The organism is Alphaproteobacteria bacterium (assembly GCA_016699305.1).
Taxonomy (GTDB): domain Bacteria; phylum Pseudomonadota; class Alphaproteobacteria.
Map to the genome: position 1 here is coordinate 954,627 of CP064970.1, position 23,064 is coordinate 977,690.

At 61.2% G+C, this 23,064-nt stretch carries 19 protein-coding genes; 4 read left to right on the forward strand and 15 right to left on the reverse strand.

Annotated elements, in window-relative coordinates; genetic code table 11:
- The first annotated feature begins 259 nt into the window (after positions 1–259).
- Positions 260–1,822, forward strand: coding sequence for an AAA family ATPase (locus tag IPI58_04445; protein QQR69901.1), 1,563 nt, complete (start codon positions 260–262; stop codon positions 1,820–1,822).
- 35 nt (positions 1,823–1,857) lie between these two features.
- On the opposite strand, the gene IPI58_04450 is transcribed toward IPI58_04445, so the two are convergent.
- The 5 genes from IPI58_04450 to rpmI all read right to left on the reverse strand — a co-directional run bounded on the left by IPI58_04450 (position 1,858) and on the right by rpmI (position 8,014).
- Positions 1,858–3,702: a heavy metal translocating P-type ATPase gene (locus IPI58_04450; GenBank protein QQR69902.1), complete on the reverse strand. Its 1,845-nt coding sequence runs from the start codon at positions 3,700–3,702 to the stop codon at positions 1,858–1,860.
- A gap of 195 nt (positions 3,703–3,897) precedes the next feature.
- On the reverse strand, positions 3,898–6,321 hold the full coding sequence (locus tag IPI58_04455; GenBank protein ID QQR69903.1) for a phenylalanine--tRNA ligase subunit beta: 2,424 nt from the start codon (positions 6,319–6,321) through the stop codon (positions 3,898–3,900).
- Positions 6,318–7,418, reverse strand: coding sequence for a phenylalanine--tRNA ligase subunit alpha (gene pheS, locus IPI58_04460; GenBank protein QQR69904.1), 1,101 nt, complete (start codon positions 7,416–7,418; stop codon positions 6,318–6,320). Before pheS ends, IPI58_04455 begins: the two co-directional genes overlap by 4 nt.
- 11 nt (positions 7,419–7,429) lie before the next feature.
- Positions 7,430–7,792: a 50S ribosomal protein L20 gene (gene rplT, locus IPI58_04465; GenBank protein ID QQR69905.1), complete on the reverse strand. Its 363-nt coding sequence runs from the start codon at positions 7,790–7,792 to the stop codon at positions 7,430–7,432.
- Positions 7,793–7,813: 21 nt separating this feature from the next.
- Positions 7,814–8,014, reverse strand: a complete 201-nt coding sequence (gene rpmI, locus IPI58_04470) for a 50S ribosomal protein L35 (protein QQR69906.1) — start codon at positions 8,012–8,014, stop codon at positions 7,814–7,816.
- A 220-nt stretch (positions 8,015–8,234) separates the two neighbouring features.
- On the opposite strand from rpmI, the gene IPI58_04475 reads away from it, so the two are divergent.
- Entirely contained in the window at positions 8,235–8,564 is a 330-nt protein-coding gene (locus tag IPI58_04475) for a DUF1153 domain-containing protein (protein QQR69907.1), read from the forward strand.
- 105 nt (positions 8,565–8,669) lie between these two features.
- Here the strand turns inward: IPI58_04475 and IPI58_04480 are convergent, their stop codons facing one another.
- The 5 genes from IPI58_04480 to IPI58_04500 all read right to left on the reverse strand — a co-directional run bounded on the left by IPI58_04480 (position 8,670) and on the right by IPI58_04500 (position 16,232).
- Positions 8,670–10,481: a DUF4116 domain-containing protein gene (locus IPI58_04480; GenBank protein ID QQR69908.1), complete on the reverse strand. Its 1,812-nt coding sequence runs from the start codon at positions 10,479–10,481 to the stop codon at positions 8,670–8,672.
- Between the two features lie 171 nt (positions 10,482–10,652).
- Complete coding sequence (locus tag IPI58_04485) at positions 10,653–11,603, reverse strand: 4-hydroxybenzoate octaprenyltransferase (protein ID QQR69909.1); 951 nt, start codon at positions 11,601–11,603, stop codon at positions 10,653–10,655.
- Positions 11,604–11,673: 70 nt separating this feature from the next.
- A complete protein-coding gene (gene smc / locus IPI58_04490) occupies positions 11,674–15,147 on the reverse strand; it encodes a chromosome segregation protein SMC (GenBank protein ID QQR69910.1) in 3,474 nt (1,157 codons plus the stop codon).
- A 21-nt stretch (positions 15,148–15,168) separates the two neighbouring features.
- Positions 15,169–15,795, reverse strand: a complete 627-nt coding sequence (locus IPI58_04495) for a DsbA family protein (GenBank protein ID QQR69911.1) — start codon at positions 15,793–15,795, stop codon at positions 15,169–15,171.
- 50 nt (positions 15,796–15,845) lie between these two features.
- The gene (locus IPI58_04500; protein ID QQR69912.1) at positions 15,846–16,232 is read right to left on the reverse strand and encodes a DUF721 domain-containing protein; all 387 of its coding nucleotides are present in this window, start codon (positions 16,230–16,232) and stop codon (positions 15,846–15,848) included.
- On the opposite strand from IPI58_04500, the gene IPI58_04505 reads away from it, so the two are divergent.
- Positions 16,231–18,174: a DUF4852 domain-containing protein gene (locus tag IPI58_04505; protein QQR69913.1), complete on the forward strand. Its 1,944-nt coding sequence runs from the start codon at positions 16,231–16,233 to the stop codon at positions 18,172–18,174. The two genes, IPI58_04500 and IPI58_04505, sit on opposite strands and share 2 nt — an antisense overlap.
- A 66-nt stretch (positions 18,175–18,240) precedes the next feature.
- Positions 18,241–18,969, forward strand: a complete 729-nt coding sequence (gene rph, locus IPI58_04510) for a ribonuclease PH (GenBank protein ID QQR69914.1) — start codon at positions 18,241–18,243, stop codon at positions 18,967–18,969.
- Between the two features lie 48 nt (positions 18,970–19,017).
- Here rph and IPI58_04515 read toward each other — a convergent pair whose 3' ends face one another.
- The 5 genes from IPI58_04515 to IPI58_04535 form a co-directional block, all read right to left on the reverse strand.
- Positions 19,018–19,779, reverse strand: coding sequence for a glycosyltransferase family 2 protein (locus IPI58_04515; GenBank protein QQR69915.1), 762 nt, complete (start codon positions 19,777–19,779; stop codon positions 19,018–19,020).
- Entirely contained in the window at positions 19,758–20,438 is a 681-nt protein-coding gene (locus IPI58_04520; GenBank protein ID QQR69916.1) for a leucyl/phenylalanyl-tRNA--protein transferase, read from the reverse strand. The genes IPI58_04515 and IPI58_04520 overlap by 22 nt, the downstream gene beginning before the upstream one ends.
- A 19-nt stretch (positions 20,439–20,457) precedes the next feature.
- Positions 20,458–21,168 carry a hypothetical protein gene (locus IPI58_04525; protein ID QQR69917.1) on the reverse strand — a complete coding sequence of 237 codons (711 nt, stop codon included), beginning with the start codon at positions 21,166–21,168 and terminating at the stop codon, positions 20,458–20,460.
- 68 nt (positions 21,169–21,236) lie between these two features.
- The gene (locus tag IPI58_04530) at positions 21,237–21,989 is read right to left on the reverse strand and encodes a uracil-DNA glycosylase (protein QQR69918.1); all 753 of its coding nucleotides are present in this window, start codon (positions 21,987–21,989) and stop codon (positions 21,237–21,239) included.
- Positions 21,989–22,972 carry a tyrosine recombinase XerC gene (locus tag IPI58_04535; protein QQR69919.1) on the reverse strand — a complete coding sequence of 328 codons (984 nt, stop codon included), beginning with the start codon at positions 22,970–22,972 and terminating at the stop codon, positions 21,989–21,991. Before IPI58_04535 ends, IPI58_04530 begins: the two co-directional genes overlap by 1 nt.
- Positions 22,973–23,064 lie beyond the last annotated feature (92 nt).

The window sequence follows — 23,064 nt, forward strand, 5'->3', positions numbered from 1 at the left end:
TGCGCCTTAGGCTACAGATTCGCGCGGGTTCTGCCAAGGGGGATGGGGATAAAGCTCAATCGAAACGCCGTACCGGCAAGAAATGTGCGTATAGGTCCTTCGGCCGGGCCGCCAACACGACGACAAGCATCGCCATCTTATACGCCGTGCCCCATGATTGGCATTGAAGATTCCCGGCTTAATGAATGGGTCCAACGACTCTTGCGCAAATGCCCATTATGACCACAATGGCGATACCGAATGGCTTCATGAGAGCGCTATGCCGAAAATCGACGTCAACGAACGGTTCAAGGAGGCTCTCCACCTGATGGAGGAGACGGGGCGGAGCCTGTTCATCACCGGCAAAGCGGGGACGGGCAAATCGACGCTGCTGTCGCATTTTTGCGCGACCACGGATAAGAAGCCCGTCATCCTTGCGCCCACGGGGGTGGCGGCGTTGAACGTCAAGGGACAGACGATCCACAGCTTCTTCCATTTCTATGTCGATGTGACGCCCCAGAAGATCCGTGAGAAAAAGACCAAGCCGCGCCACCCGAAGCTTTATAAGAAACTCAAAACCATCATCATCGACGAAGTCTCGATGGTGCGCGCCGATCTGCTGGACTGCGTGGATACGTTCTTGCAGATATACGGCCCCCATCCGGGTACGGCCTTTGGCGGCGTGCAGATGATCTTTATCGGTGATTTGTATCAATTGCCGCCAGTCGTATCCTCAGACGAGAGAGAACTGTTTACGACCTATTACAAGACGCCCTATTTCTTCAGTGCCCATGCGCTGCGCGATATGCCGTTGGAGGTGGTGGAACTTGAAAAAGTCTATCGCCAGAAAGACCCCGGCTTTATCAATCTGCTGAACAAAATCCGCAACAATTCGGTGGAGGACGCGGATATCAAGCTGCTGAACAGCCGTCATATCAAGACAGAGACGCCCCAAAAGAAAGACGGCTTCTTCATCACCTTGACCACCACCAACGCCCGCGCCGACGAGATCAACGCCGCGCATTTGGACGCGCTGAAAGGCAAGGCGCATTGCGCCCAAGCCCAAATCAGCGGCGAATTTGGCAAGGAATATTTCCCGACCGCCACCGAGCTGCGCTTTAAGCCCGGCGCGCAAATCATGATGCTGAACAACGACAGCAACAAACGCTGGGTCAATGGCAGCATCGGCGCGATCAAGGCGGTCAAGAAGGACATAGAGGGTAAGGAGTATTTACAAGTCCAGCTTGAGGATGACGACGAGTTGGTCGAAGTCTATCCCTACCGATGGGAGGTCTATCGCTTTGACGTGGAGGACGAGGTGATCGTGTCGGAACCCGTCGGCACCTTCACGCAATACCCGTTCCGCCTGGCCTGGGCGGTCACCATCCACAAAAGTCAGGGCAAGACCTTCGAGCATGTCGCCATCGATATCGGGCGCGGCACCTTTGCGGCGGGGCAGATGTATGTCGCGCTCTCGCGCTGCACCTCGTTCGAGGGGATTGTCTTAAAGACGCCCATCGGCAAGCAGAATATCCGCACCGATTACCGCATTTTCGAGTTTCTGACCTCGCACCAATACCGCAAGGCCCAGACCGCCTTGCCGCGCGAGGGCAAAATCGCGCTGATCAAGGCGGCGATGAAGGGAAAACGGTTTTTAGACATCGTTTATCTGAAAGGCAACGACACAAAGACCAGCCGCACCGTGCGCCCTCTTTCACTGGGCGAGGAGGAGTTCAAGGGCAAGACCTTCCTGGGCATGAAGGCCTTTTGCGCCCTGCGTAGCGAGGAACGCATGTTCAGCGTGGATAGGATTCTGGAAGTGAAGGAGACCAAGGCGCAGTGACACGGGCGAATGTCCGGCGATTGGGCCAAACACGCTTATGCCGCGCCTGCTTTCCGATCGTTGAGATCAATCTTGACGGAATGTCCCAAGCTCAGACGCAGAGCATTCGCGATGGCAAGGATATCAACACCTTCCTGCAACAATGCCCCCATGACAGGCGTGATAAACCCGCCGGCGGCAAAGCCCATCGCGATCAGGCTAAGAGCCATACCGCCCAACGCGCTTTCAAGAACGATGCGTCGCATGGCGGTGCTGATGTGAATAAGCTCATCCACTTTGACCAACGAATTTTCCATGATGACGGCCCCGGCAGCCTCAGCCGTCACCGAGCTATGCTGGCCGAAAGCAATGCCGACAGTTGCCGAGGCAAGCGCGGGCGCATCATTGATTCCGTCCCCCATAAACAGGGTTTGAGCCTTGGCCGTCTCCGCGCGAACAATAGCGACTTTTTGCTCCGGGCTTTGTGAGGCCAAGGTTTCTTTGATGCCAAGCAGATCTGCAAGATAGGTCACCTCTGAATCACGATCGCCAGAGACCAACATGATTTTGTTGAAATGATGCGACGGGGCAAGGTGGCTGATGAAGGATTTCCCATCCGAACGCGGGGCGTCGCGGAAATGAAATGTCGCCGCGTACCGACCATCCCGCATCAAGATGCATTCGAGCCCCGGTTCCGTAGGCGGGAGGCTAGAAAGCATATCAGGCGTCGCTTGCACAAGTTTCTTGCGGTTCGTGACGCGAATTTCATGCCCGTCGACGAGTCCGGTTAATCCTTGGCCTGGCTTCTCGGAAACGCTGGCGGCCTCAATCAACAACAGTTTTTCTTTCTGGGCGGCTTGCAAGATCGCCTGTGCCAATGGGTGCTTGGAGTAACGCTCCAAACTTGCCGCGCTTCGCAGAATATCGGCTTGTTCCACGCCTTGCGCGGTCCGAATCTCCGTCAGTTCAGGCTTGCCGTAGGTCAGCGTTCCTGTCTTATCGAAAATCGCGGTGCGACAGGTTGGCAGACGTTCCAACACGGTGGGGTCTTTAATGATGATGCCGCGACGCGCAGCCATGGAAATGGCGCTGATGAGCGTAATGGGGATGGCGATCAAAAGCGGGCATGGGGTCGCCACGACCAGCACCGCCAGAAAGCGCGTGGAGTCGCCCGTGAAATACCAAGCCGCCATCGCGCAAAGCAAGGCGATGGGCGCAAAGACGGCGCCGATTTGGTCGCCGATGCGCCGCATAGTCGGGCGCTTCTGCTCGGCCTCTTGCATAACCCCCATGATCTGGGCGTAACGCGAATCATGCGCCAATTTCTCCGCGCGGATAACAAGCACCGCCTCGCCATTGATCGCGCCGGACAGAACCGAAGCGCCCGGCGCTTTGGACACGCGATAAGGTTCGCCCGTCAGATAGGACTCGTCCATGGATCCTTGACCATCCATGACGGTGCCATCGACAGGGGCTGTTTCATGGGGAAACACGACGATCTCATCGCCGATGGCAATATCGGAAAGCGTGATTTCTTCGGTTTTGTTTCCTTGCTTGCGATGCGCGGTGGTCGGCATGCGTTCCGCCAAGGCCATCAACACCGACGAAGCTTTACGCATGGCATAGGATTCCAGAGCCTTGCCCCCGGCAAGCATCAGGATAATCAGCACGGCAGCCAGATACTCGCCAAGCCATGCGCCCGTGATCAAAGCGAGGACGGCAAGAAAATCTGCGCCAAAATCACGATGGATCAGCCTTATAAGAATTTGCAGCACAAGCGGTATGCCGCCGATAACGATAGCAACAAGCAGCGGAATATCTGCGGCAGCCATAGAATAAATATTCGGCAAACCCACCCACCGAAGCGCGAAATGCGCTGTAATCGCCAGCAACCCCATCATCAATAATGCCCAATGCCATCGTAATGCGGTCGGGAATAAGACGTGCTTCCGTCGAGCCTGTGTGTTCATGCATTGCATCGTAGCATGAACACGCCATCCGCGCGTTTGATATTACTGTGGAATACACATCCCTTACGCAATACTTCAAACACTTGATTGCCCCACAATGGGGAATATATCAAATGGAACGACCGCCTACCCTCTCAACCTACCCCCCACATCCGATTCCACCTTGGCAAGGATGCGGGCGCATAGTTCCTTCATGTCCTGTTCCGTCAGGGTGCGTTCGATGGGTTGGATGGTCACGGCAACGGCCAGGGATTTCATGCCTTCGCCCAAAGAAGGGCCGGTGAAGATATCGAACACCTCGGCCCCGGCGATCAGGCGACGATCGGCGGCGCGCGCGGCTTTGGCCAAGGCACCCGCCGAGACGGAATCGGGCACCACAAAGGCGAAATCTCGCGTCACGGGCTGTAAGGGCAAGACCTTTAACGCCGGGCGCGCCGTGCCTTCGCGCGCGGGGGGCAATAGGCCTAGGAACACTTCGGCGGCCACCCAAGAACCGGAAACATCCATCGCCGACAATAGGCGCGGATGCACCGCGCCAAAACGAGCCAACACGCGATCGCCCAGTTTCAAGATTCCGCTTTGGCCGGGATGATAGGCCGGCCCTGCGCCAAGGCCTTCGGTTTCCAGATTTTCGGTGGGGCACCCTGCCGCCTGCAAAGCGGCCAGGGCATCAGCCTTGACGTCGAACGGGTCCACCTGACGCGATTGCGCTTGCCAATGGCGCGTGACCGCGCTTCCCGAGCGCACCATGCCAGCGACCAGTTTTTGCCCCGGCAAAGTTGGATTGTCGTAAACGGGGCCGACCTCGAACAAGCCGGTATCGGGATAGCCGCGCATGCGATTATGCGACACGCCCTCGATCAAACCCGGCAAGATAGAGCCGCGCATCACGGCCAAATCCGGCGTGATGGGATTGAGCAAGACCATCTCTTCGGCCACCGGCTGACCGCCTGCGACCGCCATGGCCGCCGGACGCGAGATCATCGACCAGGTCACCGCCTCGCACAAACCGCGCGCGGCCAAAGCACGGCGCACCCGTTCCGCACGCCGCCAGGACGGCGTCACCGCGCCTTGAGCGGATAGGCCCTGGCGCGGCAAAAAAGTCTCGGGGATGGCGTCAAAGCCGTGCAAGCGCAGCACTTCTTCCACCACATCCGCGCTTCCATCGATATCGGGCCGCCAACTGGGCGGCTGCACACGGAATAGACCGCCGGCTTGCGGCTGAACGTCAAAGCCCAAGCCTTCCAACAGACGGTGTTGCTCGTCCGGCGCAATCTGTACCCCCGATCCCGCCGCGCAATCGGCAGGATCATAGATCAACGCATCCGGGGCCTTGGGCGATGCGCCTGCCACCACCAGGGCACTGGCCTGGCCACCGCAACATTCCAAAATCAAGCGCGTGGCAACCTCCGCCCCCCAGGCCACCGAGGCCGGGTCCACGCCGCGCTCAAAGCGGTATCGCGCATCCGAGTCGATCTGCAAGGCCCGGCCCGTGCGCGCCGTGCGTTTGGGATCGAACCAGGCGCATTCCAGGAAAACATCCGTCGTTTGGGCCTGACAGCCCGAGCCTTCGGCCCCGATCACGCCGCCCAGGGCCTGGGGTCCGGCCGCATCGGCCACCACGGTCATGCCCTCGACCAGCTCATAGGTCTTGCCGTTCAGGGCCGCCATGCTCTCACCCGCCCGCGCCAGGCGCACGGTGATTTGCGTTCCCGACAGCTTGTCCACGTCAAAAACGTGCAAAGGTCGCCCCAAATCATGGGTCAGGTAATTGGTGATATCGACCAAGGCCGAGATGGGCCGCAACCCGGCCTGCTCCAAACGACGTTTCAACCAAGCGGGGCTTTCGCCATTGCGCACGCCCCGGATCAAGCGACCGATGAAATGCGGACAGGCCTGTTGCGCCTCGGGCGGAAAATCCAACGTCACGCCGATGGGGCTGGCAAAGCTTGCCGCCACAGGCGACAGATCCAAAGGCTTCAAACTCCCCATACCCGCCGCCGCCAGATCGCGCGCGATGCCGCGCACTCCGGTGCAATCGGGACGGTTGGGGGTCAGCTTGACCAAAAACACGGGATCGTCGATCCCCAGAGCTGACGCGACCGAACCACCCATGGGCGAGTCGGCGGGAAGCTCGATAATGCCCTTATCCGCGTCCGGTCCCAAAGAAAGGCCCAGTTCCGACGCCGAACACAGCATGCCCGCCGAGTCCACGCCGCGAATCTTGGCCTTTTTGATCACCATGCCATTGGCCGGAATGGTCACGCCCGGCGCGGCGAAAGCCACCTTGATCCCCGCCCGCGCATTGGGCGCGCCGCAGACCACGCCCATCTCGCCCGCGCTGGTCATCACACGGCACACGCGCAACCGATCGGCATCCGGATGCTGGACCGCCTCGACCACCTCGGCGATCGTGAAAGCGGCAAGGTCCTTGGCCGGATCGTGGATTTCCTCGACCTCCAACCCCAAAGCCGTCAGCTTGGCCGCCAATTCATCGGCGCTGGCCGTGGTTTCTAGATGCTGTTTCAGCCATGACAGAGAGAATTTCATCGCCCGACGAACCCCATCGCGGCGGAAGGGGCACCGGAGGCAGGCAGGCCGTAATGGCGCAGCCAGCGCAGGTCGGAGTCAAAGAAGGTGCGTAAATCCGGAATGCCGTATTTGAGCATGGCCAACCGCTCAACCCCCGCGCCAAAGGCAAAGCCGCGCCAGCGTAGAGGGTCCAGGCCGCCCGCTTGTAATACCCTGCTATGCACCATGCCGCAGCCTAGAATCTCCAGCCAATCCTCGCCCTCGCCCAGACGCAACACGCCCTCGCGCCGCGAACAGGCGATATCGATTTCCGCCGATGGCTCGGTAAAAGGGAAAAAGCTGGGACGAAAGCGCAAACGCACCTGATCAAGGCCGAAATAGGCGCGCAAGAATTCGGTCAGACACCCTTTCAGATGCCCCATATGGATGCCGTCTTCGATCACCAAGCCTTCGACCTGGTGGAACATGGGCGTATGCGTGATGTCGTAATCGCAGCGAAAGACGCGGCCCATAATCAAGGTGCGCATCGGCGCGCCCTGGGCCAGCATCGCCCGAACCTGCACCGCCGAGGTGTGGGTGCGCGGCAAACGCTGCACACCGTCCGCGCCCAAAGGCAGGTAAAAGCTGTCTTGCATCTGACGCGCCGGATGGTCGGGCGGCATATTCAAGCGGGTGAAATTATAGTCGTCGTCTTCGATATCCGGCCCTTCGGCCAGACGAAAGCCCATCCCCGCGAAGATCTCGGCGATCTCGGCCATGGCCTGGGTCAGGGGGTGACGCATCCCTTGCGCCTCGGGCGCATCACGGGGCGCGACCGAAAGAGTCACATCCACCTTCTCGGCGGACAAACGCCTTTCCAGCTCGGCCTCGGCCAAATCATGCTGGCGTCGGCGCAGAGCCTGTTCAAACTCATCCCGCAAGGCGTTAAGAGCCACGCCCTGGGCGCGCTTTTCATCGGGGGACAAGGCCGCCAGGCCCTTAAGAGCCTCGGTCAGACTGCCCTTGCGTCCCAGCAGGGCGATGCGGACGGCATCAAGCGCCGCCAAGTCCGGGGCGGATTCCACCGCCTCCAGACTTTCGCGGCGCCAAAGCGCCAGATCGCGCCCTGCCGTCATGATCCGCCCGTTCAGGCGGCCTGCAGTGCCGAACGCGCCTTATCCACCAAGGCGGAGAACGCCTGGGGTTCACGCGCAGCCAGATCGGCCAGAACCTTGCGGTCCAGAGCGATCCCGGCCTTTTTCAAGCCATTGATGAAGCGCGCATAGGTCAGGCCCTGGTTGCGGGTCGCGGCGTTGATACGCTGAATCCACAAGGCGCGGAATTCGCGCTTGCGCACGCGGCGGTCGCGATAGGCGTATTGCAGCGCCTTTTCCACCCGCTGCAAAGCGATACGAAAGCAGTTTTTCGAGCGGCCGCGATATCCCTTAGCCAGCTTCAGAATTTTTTTGTGCCGAGCATGCACACGCACGCCGCGTTTTACACGAGCCATTGTTCTCTCCCGTCTTCGAAATTAAGCGTTGCGCAAGAAGTGACGCAGCACGTTATCGCCGTCCGTCTTGAACAGGATCATGGTGCCGCGCGCTTTGCGTTTCATGCTTTGGGGACGCTTGCGCAGGTTATGGCGCTTGAAGGCGGGGCCTGAACGCACTTTGCCCGTGGCGGTCACGGTAAAGCGCTTTTTCGACCCGCTATGGGTCTTGAGCTTGGGCATTTCGGGTTCCTTTCACAGTCAATCGTTAACTTTCCGCTTGCGGACGCGGCCGGGCATGCCCGTTACGCCATACAGCGCGCCATCCGCCAGCAGGCAGTCTTTATAGCCTGTCAGCCTTCCCGCGTAAATAGCTTCAATGCCGTCCGTTAACCGTATCGCTTAGCGTTTTTTTAAACCTGTTGGACTTAAGGTGGACAGCACGATCCCCCGGAAGCGATTCATGTCAGCCCTGCCGCCCGCGTCCCACACTGTCTCAGCAAGCCCGATTGGCCCGTCCAAGGCCGAATTGTCGCTGCCGCCCGCCGACACCAAGCGTTGGGTGATGCGCCGCAAGGCGCAGGTCGTCGCGGCGGTTCGCAAAGGCGACATTTCGCCCGAGGATGCCTGCACACGCTATAATATTTCGCCCGAGGAACTGCAATCCTGGCAAAAATTGATCGAAAGCCACGGCGTGACCGCCTTACGCGCCACCAAACTGCAAGATTACCGCCATTCGAACGGCCATGCGCCCAGCAAAGGCCACAACACCCCCCGCTCGATGCGGGGATAACAGACAAACTGAGACGCCTTTTCTCACGGGAGTCACCCTTGCGAAAACGAGGTCCATCACCTGTCCAAGCCGAAGATGCTGAGAGTTAGAGTTAGAGTACTTATGCTATGCCGCTTGCAAAGCAGGCGGCATGGGCGTTCCGACACGCCCTATGCCACTGCGAGGAACATTCGGCTCTGGTGGTTTGACTGTCATAAATCCCTTCGCGTCAAACCCTAGGCCGCATTCCTTGGCGACGAAGTCCTGCCATTTGTTGGGAATGTGATGAAAGTTCTCTAATTCTACAGGCTCGTTCTGCTCTTGCGCCTTGCGCAAGAGTGACTGAACTGCTGCCTTACAGATATCGGGGCTCCTTTGTTCTTTGGGGACGTATTCCAGCGCCCGCACATCCTGCATGATGGCCGCCATGCACATCGCTTCATCGCGCAGTTCTTCGGGGACATCTTTCAGCGCCCACCCATTTCGCGTGACGGCGGCCAGGCACATCTTCTCATCGCGCAGCACTTCGGGGACATATCCCAGCGCCCACCCATTTCGCTTGACGGCGGCCAGGCACATCGTCTTATCACGCAGCACTCCGGGGACATATCCCAGCGCCATCCCATTTCGCTTGACGGCGGCCAGGCACATCTTTTCATCGCGCAGCTTTTTCGGGACATAATCCAGCGCCAGCACATCCTGCCTGATGGCCGCCATGCACATCGTCTTATCACGCAGCACTTCGGGGACGTATTCCAGCGCCCTGCCATCCTGCATGACGGCGGCCAGGCACATCTTTTCATCGCGCAGCTTTTTCGGGACATAATCCAGCGCCCTGCCATCCTGCATGACGGCGGCCGGGCACATCTTTTCATCGCGCAGTTCTTCGGGGACATCTTTCAGCGCACACCCATTTCGCGTGACGGCGGCCAGGCACATCTTCTCATCGCGCAGCACTTCGGGGACATATACCAGCGCCACTCCACTCTGCGTGATGGCGGCCAGGCACATCGCTTCGTCGCGCAGTTCTTCGGGGACATGTTCCAGCACACACCAATCCTGCGTGACGGCTGCCATACACACCTTTTCGTCGCGTAGCTCTTTGGGGACGTATTCCAGCGCACACCCATTTTGCGTGACGGCGGCCAGGCACATCGCTTCGTCGCGCAGTTCTTCGGGGACATGTTCCAGCGCATACCCATTTCGCGTGACGGCGGCCAGGCACATCGTCTTATCACGCAGCTCTTCGGGGACGTATTCCAGCGCCCATCCATTCTGTGCGATGTTGGCTTGGGCGTAAGGCTCCAAGACAGGCCATAAATCGGGGTATCGGCACGTCAGATGGTCAAGCTTGATTTCCTCGTTTGCCGCGTCTTGAAACTGCCCCGAAGCGAAATGCAGCTGGTATTTATTAGTCTCGCCGGTTTTGTCCTGCATGCGAACAATCAGCAGAGGTCCCTCGCTGGCATAGTTCCAGAAATGGTTCGGCGCGGTGCCATAGGCCGTGCACCACTGCGTGCCGCGCCCTTCGCGTGTGGCCGCCGCGCTTGATAGGGGAATAACGATCCTTAGGCCGTTTTCATGGAAAAGCTCGATGATGTCCTGGGGGGCATCGGCGGCCAGGTCTTGCTCCGGGTCCTGCACCTCTTCGGGCAAGTACTGTGCAACGGCGCGGTATAGTTGCGGCAGGCTGGAATAGGAGCCGATTTTCCTTCCGGGCTTGCCGTCTGCCGTGTTGGGAAGGTTGTTTTTGTGCTGATGGAAGACAGGCAGATAGGCGCTGGCCTTGGGCAAATCCTCCAACAACAACCCATGATTCAAGAAAAGATCGCACAGCCAAGGGATATAGGTTTTTCGCTTGGTGGGGTCGGCGTCCATAAGCTGCTGATAGGCACCTGGCTCTTTCGCCTCGATTTTGGCTTTTAACGTGCTGCTCATGGAAACGGGGCTCACTCTGATAAACCGTTAGGAACGGTGATATTAAGACAGGCAACGATCATATCGATATAAGAATATTGCTTTCGTTGCGAGGCCTTGGATGCAGTAGCCGACTTTTCCTCTATCGCCTGTAACGGCCTAGAATCATTTATGAAACTCTGTGAACGGCGTCTATAAGCCCGTAGAAAAAACCCACCATCCCCAAACCCATGCGCATCCGACAAAGGCCCAGAATCCGGCCCAGGCATTGCTGCGGAAACGCCGCAGGCAGGCAGGGGCGTCATCGGGGTTCCAGCCCTGGATTTGGCCGATCAAATGCACCGTCAGGGGCAACACACCGATGGCCGCAAGGCTCCAACCGGCCCCGATCTGCATCATGGCTTGGGCCAGACACGCCACGAACACGGTGTAAAATCCGGCGACCCAGCACGGACCGGCCCTGGGGCCAAAGACCAATGCGGTCGAGCGCAACCCCAGCCGCGCGTCGTCGGACCGATCCTGAAAGGCGTAGATGGTGTCATAGCCCAAAGTCCAGCACAGCCCGGCGGCATAGAGCCACCAAGCCGCCGGCTCTAAATGTCCGGCCATGGCTAAGAACCCCAGCAAGGCCCCCCAATTAAAGGTCAGCCCCAGCACCAGTTGCGGCCAGGGGAAAAACCGTTTGGCCAAAGGATACAGCACGACCAAAGGCAGGCTTAACAAAGCCAGAACCAAAACTTGGCGCGGCAACAGGATCAACACACCCAGCCCCAGCAGCAGCAGACCTGCTAAAAACACCAGGGCCTGAGACACGCTGACCGCGCCGCTCGCCAAGGGCCGCCCACGGGTTCGCGCCACTTGGCGGTCGATCCGACGATCCCATAAATCATTGATCACGCATCCGGCGGCCCGCATGACCAGCGCCCCGACACAAAACAGAAGAAATATTTCCCCCATGCGCCAGGATATCGGCACCAAAACCGCGCCCAGCATCGCGCCCCACAGGCAGGGCCATAACAGCAACATCGTCCCAATCGGTCGATCCCACCGCGCCAACAGCGCGAAAGGCCGCAGTTTTTGAGGCAAAAACCGCATCAAGCCGCTTTGGGCGGCGATATCGGTATGTGCCGGGATCAATGCCATGGCCTGCGGGCATATGGGAAAGATGGGATCATCACAAAGAACATGGGCGACCCCAAATCGTCATTCGGCTCTACGCCGCCTCTTGCGTCTGAGCGATATCCTCGGGGGCGTCTTCGCGCAACGTCTCGGCCATCGCCAGATTCACCGATACCAATTGCGACACGCCCCGCTCGGCCATGGTCACGCCGTAGAGGCGATGCATGCGCGCCATCGTCAGGCGGTGATGGGTGATCACCAGAAAGCGTGTCTGGCCTAGGCCGGAAATATGTTCAAGCATATCGCAAAAACGCCCGACATTGGCTTCGTCCAAAGGCGCGTCAACCTCGTCCAACACGCAAATGGGCGACGGGTTGGTCAAGAACACGGCAAACAGCAAAGCCAGGGCCGTCAAGGCCTGCTCGCCGCCCGACAACAGAGACAGAATCTGCAATTTCTTGCCCGGCGGGCTGGCATAGATTTCAAGCCCCGCCTCTAACGGATCGTCGCTGTCCACCAGTTTCAGATGCGCCGCGCCGCCGCCGAACAGGCGGGTGAACAGGTCTTGGAAATGACCGTCCACCAGATCGAAGGCCGCGCGCAGGCGTTCGCGCGCCTCGCGGTTGAGATTGCCGATGCCGCCGCGCAAGCGCGACATGGCCTCGGTCAGGTCCAGGCGTTCGGCGGTCAGACGTTCGATTTCCGCCTTGGCCTTGGCAGCCTCCTCTTCGGCGCACAAATTGACAGGCCCCATGGTGTCGCGTTCGCGCAGCAGTCGCGCCAAACGATCCTCCAAGGCGGCGATGCCCGATTCCAAATCCGGCTCGGGCAATGCGCTCGGCTCCTGATTGAGATGGGCGGTAATGTGATGCGCCACCTCCAACACACGCTCGCCCGAGGCTTGACAAGCGGCCTCGGCGCGGCCACGCGCTTCGCGCGCCTCGGCCAACGCGGATTCATGCCCGCGCGCCTCACGCGCCGCGCTTTGCGCCAGGTTCTCGGCGGCCTGAAGCCGGTCCGATGCCTCGCGCTGGGCGGTTTCCGCCTCTTGGGCCTTGTCCATCAACGCCGTGCGACGCGTGCGCAAATCGTCCGGACGCGCCGCCAGCTCGCTCATCTGCTGCGCCAGTTCCTGGGCGCGGGCGCGCAATTCGCCGCAACGCTGCCCCGCATGGCCGGCGCGTGCCTGCCATTGCTGGATTTCCTGGGCCACCGTCTCAAGCCGCGCGCGCGCGCTTTGCGCCTCGCGTTCCAGGCGCATGGATTCGGCTTGGTGCTGCGTCAGATGCGCCCGCGCCTCGGCCAGAACGGCGCGGATCGCCGATTCCTCGGCGCGCATGGCGGTAAGATCTGGCAAGCCGGCCAAATCTTGTTCGGCCCGCGCCAAGGCGGCCACGGCCACGGACATATCCGATTCCAGGGTCTGCGCGGATTCGGCCAAGGCCTGCAACCGGCTGGAGGCCGCCGCCAGACGCTGCGACAATTCAGCCTGTACGCGCCGTGCGGTATCCAATTCGCCAAAGGCCTGCTGCAAGGCGGCGCGTGCGGCACGGTCGGCCTGCGCGGCCTGGTCCCGGCTTTCGACGGCGCGCGCCAAGGCCGCCGTGGCGGCGGCATGGGTTTGTTCGGTTTGCGCGGCCTCGCCCCGCAACGAGGTCAGGCGGTTGCGCTGGCTAAGACGTATCGCGGCGGGTGTGGGAGCCTGGGCGGTGACGGCATAGCCATCCCAGCGCCAACAATCGCCCGCGCGGGTGACCAAAGCCTGGCCGGGACGCAATTGCGCCGCCAAAAGACGCGCCGTCTGGGCATCGGGGGCCAAACCGATATGCGACAAAGCGCGAGAAAGAGCCGCGCTGCCCGTGACATGCTTATCCAGCCCCACCACACCCTCGGGCAGAGCCTCGGACCGTTCATAAGGCGGCAAGGCGCACCAATGCGCCGGGGCGTTTTCATCCACGGGCGCGCCCAGGGCATCGCCCAAGGCGGCGGCCAGGGCGGCTTCGCATCCAGCCTCGACGCTGAGCAGGTCCGATAAGGGGGTCCCTGCCTTTTCCCCATGGCGAAGCATGTCTTCCAACGCGCCGATTTCAGCGCGTAAGCGAGTCAGACGACCTTGAACTTCTTGGGTTTCATGCCGCGCCTGCTGTTCGGCGTGGGCAGTTTCCTCGCGGGAGGCTTCGGCGGCCTCGCAGGTCGCGCGGGCCTCGCCCACGCGCTGTTCGGCGGCGCGGGTACGCGCCTCTTCAGCCGACAGGTCCGGATGGCGGGCGATCTCGGTTTCCAAAGCGGCGCGTTGTGCGGCCTGTTCGTCCAGACGCGCGGTGATATCGCGGCAACGACGCTGCGCTTGAGCCTTGGCCTCGGACAGGCTGGCGGCACGGGCCTGAGCCTCGCTGATGCGCCGCCCGACCCCGGACACATTCTCCTCTTGGGCAGAGACCTGGGCTTCGGCACTGGCGCGCGCCTGCTGCGCTTGCGGCAACTGCTTGGTCGCGTTGGCTTGGTTCTGGCCCAGGGTTTCTTGCTCTTGCGTCAAGCGAGCCAGGGCATGGCCGGCCTCTTCTTGCAAGGCCGCTTCGCGCGCGGCATCGGTCGCCGCCTGGGTCTGACGCTGCGCCAAAGCGTTGGTCTCGGCCTGCAAGCGGCGTTCTTCGTCGTCCAAAGCCTGGCGTTCCAGCACCAAACGCTGCACCAAGGCCGAGGCCGCCGCCGCCGCATCGCGCAAAGGCGGGAGATCGGCGGCGCGCTCGGTCGCCACCGTGGTGGCCGAGGCCGCATCGCCCACATGGGCGCGAACCTGGCTTTCGGCCTCGGCAAAGGTCGTTTCAGCCGTCGCCTGGGCCGCGCGCGCATCGTGCCAACGCCGCGCCCACAGCGCGTATTCCGCCGCTTGCAATCTTTCGCTCAGGCTGCGGTAACGCGCCGCCTGACGCGCCTGGTTGCGCAATTGCTTTTCCTGGGTATCCAGGGTGTTCAGTACGTCCTGGACGCGCAGTAAATTGGCCTCGGCCGCCTTCAGACGCAATTCGGCCTCGTGCCGCCTTGCATGCAGCCCGCCCACGCCCGCCGCTTCTTCCAACACCATGCGGCGATCTTGCGGCTTGGCATTGATAAGCGCGCCGATGCGGCCCTGGCTGACCATGCTGCTGGCATGCGCGCCCGTGGCCTGGTCGGCGAACAGGATTTGCACGTCGCGCGCGCGCACGCTGCGGCCATTGACCTTGTAATCCGAACCCGAGCCGCGTTCGATGCGCCGCGTGACGGCCAGATCGTCGCTGTTGTTGAACTCGGCCGCCGCCGTGCGACTGGTGTTATCCAAGTTTAAAGAGACTTCGGCCAGATTGCGCGACGGGCGCATCGCCGTCCCCGCGAAGATCACATCCTCCATCTCGGCACCGCGCAAACGACGAGCCGAGGTCTCCCCCATCACCCAGCGCAACGCCTCGACAAGATTCGATTTGCCGCACCCATTCGGCCCGACGACACCCGTCAAGCCCGGCTCAATACGCAGCTCGGTTTCCTCGACGAAGGACTTGAATCCCAACAGACGTAAAGAAGTGAAATGCACGGTATCTCCTGACGATCAAATTTAGTGGGAAGGTGCCAAAGCGGGAGCGACCGATGCCGCCCGCGCGCCCGACGCCAAGAGGCGATCAAACACAGTGGCGAAATCCTCGTATGGACGCTTGCCATAAAGGCGCTCGGTGCCGTTGACAATGAAGCTGGGCGTGCCTTGCAGACGCAGCCCCTTTACAGCCTCGTCGCTTTGGCGGGTCAGGGCATCGGTCACCGTCTTGTCGTTCATGCAGGCGCGCGCCTTGGCCTCGTCCAACCCCGCGAAGGCGGCCAATTTGGCTAAGGCCGTTTCGGTGTCCGGCGCGTGGGTCCAGCCTTTTTGCGCCCGATACAGCGCGGTCATCATCGGCTCGACCCGCAGACTGGACACGCAGCGCAGCAGCGCCGAGGCCAAAAGGCCGCTTTTGTCAAAAGCCAGGTCGTACATGTTCACGCGCACCTTGCCCGTGTCGATATATTCCTTGCGCAAGCGCGGCATCATCTGAGCGCTGAATTCGGCGCAATGGCTACAGGCCAAAGAGAAATACTCATCCACCACCACCGGCGCGTCGGGACGCCCCAAGGTCAAGATCGGCTCGGCCGCCCGCGCGCCGCCTGCCAGCATCAGCATAGCCAGTCCCATCAGCACCGCGATCCGCATTCGATTGCTCCCCCTCTTGACCTGTCGATATGTCATGGTCGTGCGCAACTTTACCGGTGGTCGTTCCGTGGCTCAAGCGTTTTGCCGGGCATCGGAGACGCATGTTCGATCAGTAAACGTGAAATTGAATCTTTTCCGAAATAAGAATTAATCCTTTCAAGGATTTGCGGGGTCAGGGCCTGAATATCCGGGGCCAAGGGCGCGGGCACGCGCACACGCAATGCGCCGCCCTGCCCGGGGGCCTTCCCCATGCGCAGTTGCACCGGCGTCGTGTGCGAGGCAAGCTCGGGGCCGAGAATATCGTCCCAATGTTCCAGCAGACGGGCATAACGCGCCCATTCTTTGCCAAAAGCCGCGCTGGCCAAATCATGCACCGGCTCGGCCAGGGGGACGAGATGGCGGCGACGCTGATCGGTGACGGGAGATGCCTTGTTCATGAAGCGGCAGTCTAACACAACTTTTTCCGACAAAGCGGCTTTCGCTAGGGCCGTGCTGGGCTGGTACGACAAAGCGCGGCGCGATCTGCCTTGGCGCGCAAAACCAGGTCAACATATTGATCCGTATCATGTTCTTGTCAGCGAATTCATGCTGCAACAAACCACCGTAGCCACCGTCCGACCGCGTTTCGAGGACTTTATCGCCCGTTGGCCGCGCATGGAGGACCTGGCCCAAGCCCAGGAAAGCCAAGTCTTACAGGCTTGGTCGGGCCTGGGTTATTACCGCCGCGCACGTTTCTTACATGCTTGCGCCCGCGCGGTGATGGCCCAGCATGGAGGGCGTCTGCCCGATGATCCGGCGCAATTGGCGCATTTGCCTGGAATCGGGCCGTATACGGCAGGAGCGATTGCCGCCATCGCCTTTGATCGACCCGAGGCCGCCGTGGACGGCAATATCGAGCGAGTCCTGGCCAGAGTCTTGGACATCGACACGCCTTTGCCCGCCGCCAAGCCGGAATTGCGGCAAGCCGCCGCAAGGCTGGTGCCGCCGCGCCGAGCGGGCGACTACACCCAAGCCCTGATGGATCTGGGCACGGCCATCTGCACCCCGCGCGCGCCGGATTGTTCCGCTTGCCCACTGGCCCAGCTATGCCAGGGCCAGTGGGCTGGTCATGCGTCTAGCCTGCCCGTACGCGCCCCAACCAAGACCAAGACCGAACTGCACGAGATGGCCTATTGGCTGGAGGACGCCCGAGGCCGAGTCCTTTTGCGGCATCGTCCAGAAGACGGCCTTTTGGGCGGGTTGCTGGACCTGCCTTGTTATGCTTTGAACGCGGGGGATATCCCCACCCCCGCCCAAATCCGCCGCCATGCGCCCTTGTTGGCCGATTGGCGGTTACAAAAACCGCCCGTGCGGCATATCTTCACGCACCGTATCCTGTTGCGCCATCTGGCCACGGCCCGGCTGTCCGAAACGATCCGTGCACCACAAGGCGCTTTCTGGCTTGACGCGGCGGCCATCGCAAGCGAGGGTATATCCACCCTTTTTGATAAGACCCGACGGATGGCCGTGAAACACCTGACACGTTCCTTATGCTTCCTGACCCTGGGGCTGGGCTTGGCCGGAGCGGCCACTGCCGCCGAACCGACGCCCGCGCCCGCCGCGCCTCCTGTCGTATCGGAGCCTGTCGCCGCCGCATCGACGCCAAGCCCCACGGCAACGCCCAACCCCTTGCCCCGCAGATCAAGACTGAGCGGCGACGCGGTGGTCGAAGACCCCAGCACCATCACCTTTTTGCCCGTCACTCTCGACCGCTTGGCCAGCTTGTTGTTGCGCTTTAAAGCGGTGGATATAGGCCGCGACGACGTGATCGACGACTTCGCGCGTTTGTTCCAATGCGAAATATATGAATACAATCACCAGGACGAATTTTTGTGGAAGAAGGCGCAAGTCGCCCTACGCCGCGACATCCAAAAACGCTTCACACGTCTGCCCACGCATCTGGAATTCGTGGCCACACGGCGGCTTGGAAAATACGATTTCAAGCGCCACCTGTTCCTGCTGCACCATGACAGCCCGATCAATAAACTATCGTCATTCACCTTCGCCTTCACCGATCAGGAGATCGACGTGCCGTGCTTGGCGGATGCGCCTGCCACTTGGTTTCCCTATACCTACAAGGTCTCGTTGGACTATCCCTTGACCTTAGAGGGACTGCCCATGAACGAGGAACAAGCCAAGGCCCTGCTTAACAGCATGCTGCAAAACGACAATCAGGAGCGCGTGATCCATGTGCGCTTCCGCTTTGACGTCGTGCATGTCCCGACCATCAGGAAACAAAAGACCGATGTCGATATGGAAGCCGAAATGCAGCAGGTGGATTTCTTCGCGGACAAAGAAATGCGGCAACTGATCTATGCCTATCAACCCTTCTATCAGTAAGAGAGACAGTCGCAGCGCTGTCTATTTCCGCTTGGCAAGCCCCTCTCCAACACCTACGGATACACCATGAGACCTTCTGGACGTTCCCTTCAAGAAATGCGGCCCGTATCGCTAAAGACCGGCGCCGTTCCCTATGCAGAAGGCTCGTGCCTGATCACCATCGGCAACACCCAGGTCCTATGCGCGGCCACGGTCGAGGAAAGAACCCCGCCTTTCCTGCGCAACACCGGATTGGGCTGGGTGACGGCGGAATACGGCATGTTGCCCCGCGCCACCCATCAGCGCACCGAGCGCGAGGCCGTGCGCGGTCGGCAGACCGGCCGCACGCAAGAGATTCAGCGTCTGATCGGTCGTTCCTTGCGTTCGGTCACGGACCGCGCCGCCTTGGGCGAGCGTCAGATACGCCTGGACTGCGACGTGCTGGTGGCCGATGGCGGAACCCGTACAGCCGCCATCACCGGATCCTATGTCGCCTTGCATTTGGCCTGCTTGCATATGATGCGCACGGGGGCCCTGGCGGCGATGCCGCTGCGCGACACCGTGGCGGCCATTTCCTGCGGTTTGGTGGAAGGTCAGGCGCGATTGGACCTGGACTTCGCCGAAGACTCGAACGCCCAGGCCGACGCCAATTTCGTCTTTACCGGCCAAGGCCATGTGGTGGAAGTGCAGGTCGGCTCGGAAGGTCTGCCCTTTTCCCAGGACGATTTCATCAGCCTTCTCACCCTGGGCCAAGACGGCGCATCCCGCCTACGCGCCATCCAGATGGAAGCCATCGAGACCGCTGGCCACATGTAAGATTCCGAATCCGTTATCGAAGGAACGAATTAAATACAACTCCGTCTATCACCCCATCCGTTTAACCACCGCTCGCGCGGCATAATGGGCAAAGCACCATAGGGAATAGGGCAAAGACAGGCATTCGACATGGCGATAGGTATGCCAGGCCCAGCTGGCGGCGCGGCACGGGCGGCTGGAAAGACTGCCGGGCGCGCGGCGATAGAGGGTCAAGGGGGCAGGCAGGCCAATGGCCGTGCGGCCCGGCGGGTGGATGCGGGGTGAAAGCAGGCTTAACCACAGCACATAATCATCCACCGGCTCGTTGCGGATGGTGACGGGGCCTGATTGTTCACGGTCGATCATGGCCGAGGAACACACGATGGCCGTGTTGCACAACAAGGCGCGATAGGTCAGGCGTTCGGGCACAGCATGCCCACGGCCCAGCGGCGCGCCTTGCGCGTCGATGGCCTGCCAGCCGGTATAGGTCAGGGGCGTGGGGGTTGCGCGATGCGCGGCAGTTTGCGCGGCCAATTTATCGGAATGCCAGGAATCATCCGCATCCAGAAAGGCCAGAAAGCGGCCCTTGGCCTCGGCCAAGGCGCGGGCGCGCGCCAAAGCGGGACCGGCCCTGCCCTTCCCTGACAATAATCGGATGCGCGGGTCTTTGCGGCTCCATGCGGCCAGCATCTCTTGGCTGCCGTCATCCGAGCCGTCATCGGCCACCAACCATTCCCAATCGGTCAGGCTTTGCGCGTCGATTCCCGCTTTGGCCATCGGCAAGGTGCGGGCGGCGTTCCAGGCGGGAGTCAGGATGGAGATAAGAGGCATGGCGGCTCACTCTGAGACAGGTCATGAACAGGGAAACGGGCCTCCAGCGTCAAGGCTTGCTCCAGGCGTTGATGATAGGCGTCGCGGTCTATCTCGATACAGCCGAATTGGCCCAGATGCTGCGTGTGGAATTGGGCGTCCAGCAGGCTGAACCCGCCCAACCGCAGCCGCGCCACCAGATCGACCAACGCGACCTTACTGGCGTCGCGCTTATGGTGAAACATGCTCTCGCCAAAGAACGCGCCGCGTAGGGCGATGCCGAACAAGCCGCCGACCAGATCACCCCCTTGCCAGCATTCCACCGAATGGGCGAACCCGGCGGCATGCAATTGACGATACAGGCGTTGCAAGGGTTGGCTGATCCATGTGCCCGTGCTGTCCGGACGCGGCGCGGCGCATGCGGCCACGACCTGGGAAAAGGCGGTATCACATCGCAGATCAAAGCGCAGCTGACGCAAGCTTCGTGCCAAACGGCGAGGTAGATGAAACGCGGCATCCAAGGGAATCACGCCGCGCGCGCGCGCCTCATACCATTTGATGCTGGCGTCATCGGCGCTTTCTGACATGGGAAAAATGCCGCAAGCATAGGCGCGCAAGGCCATCTGAGGCGTGATAAGCGGGTCTTGGCTTGGCGGCGCAGGGCCGAGGGGGCCGTCCATGGCGATTGCTGCGGCCTTATCAGATTCCACCGGGCGGCTTAAAGTTCATCTGCACGCCCGCTTTTTCCCATTTTTGCTGAGTCGTGGCGATGCTTTGCTGGGTTGCGGAAGCCTGCATGGCCTGGCCGTAATCGGTGGGGGTGCGGCTGCTATTGGTACGCTCGGCCACCAATAAGTTATAGATAATGCCGGCCAAGCCGCCATCGGCCACCTGGCCGCTGCGGATGCCTTCATCTTGATGCTCGCGCGGCCCCCAAAAGATTTCAATGATCTTGGCCTCGCGCGCATTCGGCCCGCCACCCGCCTTGCCGCCACCGCCGGTTTTCCCGCCGCCGGTCTTGCCGTCTTCGCCTTCCTCGCCGTTCTGCTCGTCCTTGGGCCAGCAGGTGGTTTGCCACGAACAGTACAAGAAATCCTGCAGGGCCTGCGAGATAAAGGGCAGATTGGCGATGATGTCGCGGTACATGGTGGCGGCGTTGAAGATCGCCTCCTCCTCCAATTCCTGGACTTTCCTTTTCTCTTGCTCGGTCTTCATGCTCCCGCGCGCGGCATTGACGGGCTTGGCGAAATTGTCCTTCAAGCGACGAGCCAGCATGGCCAGCTCGTCGGCGCGTTCACGCTCGCCATTCTCGCGATAAACTTCGGCGGCGGTGCCAAAACGCTTGATCAGGCATTCGCCCCAATACCACCAATCATTAAAAGGCGCGCGCTGGCTGTAGGTCTGAGCCATCTGTGTTCTCCCTTATTAAATGGCAGGATAAGTCAAACACGCGGACTCAACAACATCTAGGGCGCGTCTTATGCCCCCTCGCGCAGCGAGGCTTGCAACGCCAATAAATCCTTCCAGGCCAGGCGTTTGTGCATGGGTTGGCGCAGCAGATAGGCGGGGTGGAACATGGGTAAGGCCGGGCAGGACCATTCGGGGCCTTGATAGACAAGCTTTTTGCCACGCAGGCGGGTGATGCCTTCGCCGCTGGCCAGCAGGGCCTTGGCCGCCGGTCCTCCCAAGGGAACCACCAGACGGGGCCGGATCAGGGCGATATGTCTTGCCACAAAGGGTTGGCAGGCGGCGACCTCTGCATCCGTGGGCGCGCGATTGCCCGGCGGACGCCAAAACACGATATTCGAGATATAGACTCCGCTGCGGTCCAGGCCGATGGCCGCCAACATGCGATCCAACAAACGGCCACTGGGTCCGACAAAGGGCAGGCCTTGTTGGTCTTCCTCTTCGCCCGGCCCTTCGCCTATGAACATCACTGGGGCCTTGGGGTTGCCGTCGGCCAGCACCAGGCGGCGACCGGGTTGCTTCAGGGCGCAGCCTTCGAAGGATTCCAGCTCGTCGCGCAACGCTTCCAGGCTTTGCGCTTGCACACCCGATATCTGTGCGCCCGATACTTGGACAGTCGGGGCGATGGTCGGTGTTGATACGGGTGCGGAAACCGCTATGGGTTTGGCAGGGCGCGGCGCCAGGGCGTTCAGGCAGGTCTCGCCCACGCTGTCATCCGCCCCGGCCTCCATTTGCCAGATCAACGACTCAAGGCGTTTGTCCATCAGGGAGCCTCCGTCTTAGCCAAGGTGGCGCGGGCCTGGGCGCGAGGATGGGCCTTTTGGAAGCTTTGCATCAGGCGCGCATCCTCGATCGCCGTGTAACGCTGGGTGGTGGACAGGCTGGCATGGCCCAGCAAATCCTGCACGGCGCGCAAATCGGCCCCATGAGTCAACAAATGGGTGGCAAAGCTGTGGCGCAAGGCGTGGGGCGTGGCGTTTTCGGACAAGCCCATGGCCACGCGCAAGCGGCGCATCTGACGCTGGGCCACGGCAGGGTTTAGCCGCTTGCCGCGTATGCCGGGGAACAGAGGGGCTTCAGATCCGGCAGGCGGTGCCACCTTGATCCAGCGCGACAAGGCCTCGCGCACGGCGGGCAAGACGGGAGCCATGCGGGTTTTGTTGCCTTTGCCATGGATGCGCAAGGTCTCTTGATCGCGCCAATCGCCCCGATTCAGGGCTAGGGCCTCGCCCAGACGCAGACCCGCGCCATACAGCAAAATCAGCAAAGCGGCGTCGCGCGCGCCTTGCCAGGGGGCGCCTTGGGCCTCGTCCATCGCCATATCGGGCAAGGCCAGGGCATCGGACTCGCTCAAAGGGCGAGGCAACGGACGGGAAACGCGCGGCGGACGCAGCAAGGCCAGGGCCGGAAGGGCCAGGCCGCGTTCGCGCTCGAGCCAACGGGCAAAGCTACGCAAGGCGGCCAGTGCCCTGGCGCGGCTGGCCGCCCCCAATCCGCCCGTCGTGGCATGGGCCAGATAGGATCGCCAATCGGCCAGGCTTGTCGCGGCCAGATCGGCCAGATTGGGCGGCGCGCCCAGATGACCGGCCAGGAAAGCCAGACAGGCGCGCGCATCGCTGCCATAGGCCGCCACGGTATGCGCCGAAGCGCGACGCGAATCTTGCAATTCAAGCAGCCAAGCGCACAGCGCGTCATGCGTATCGGCGGCCAAGAAAAAGGCCAGATCGGGCGTGGGGCTTCGGGGCATGAAGAGAGTGTGCCGATTAATCGTCGATAAATCCAGGTTTGTGACGGCACTTGTTCATGTTTTTGCGATTGAGGAAAACGGGATATGCTGCC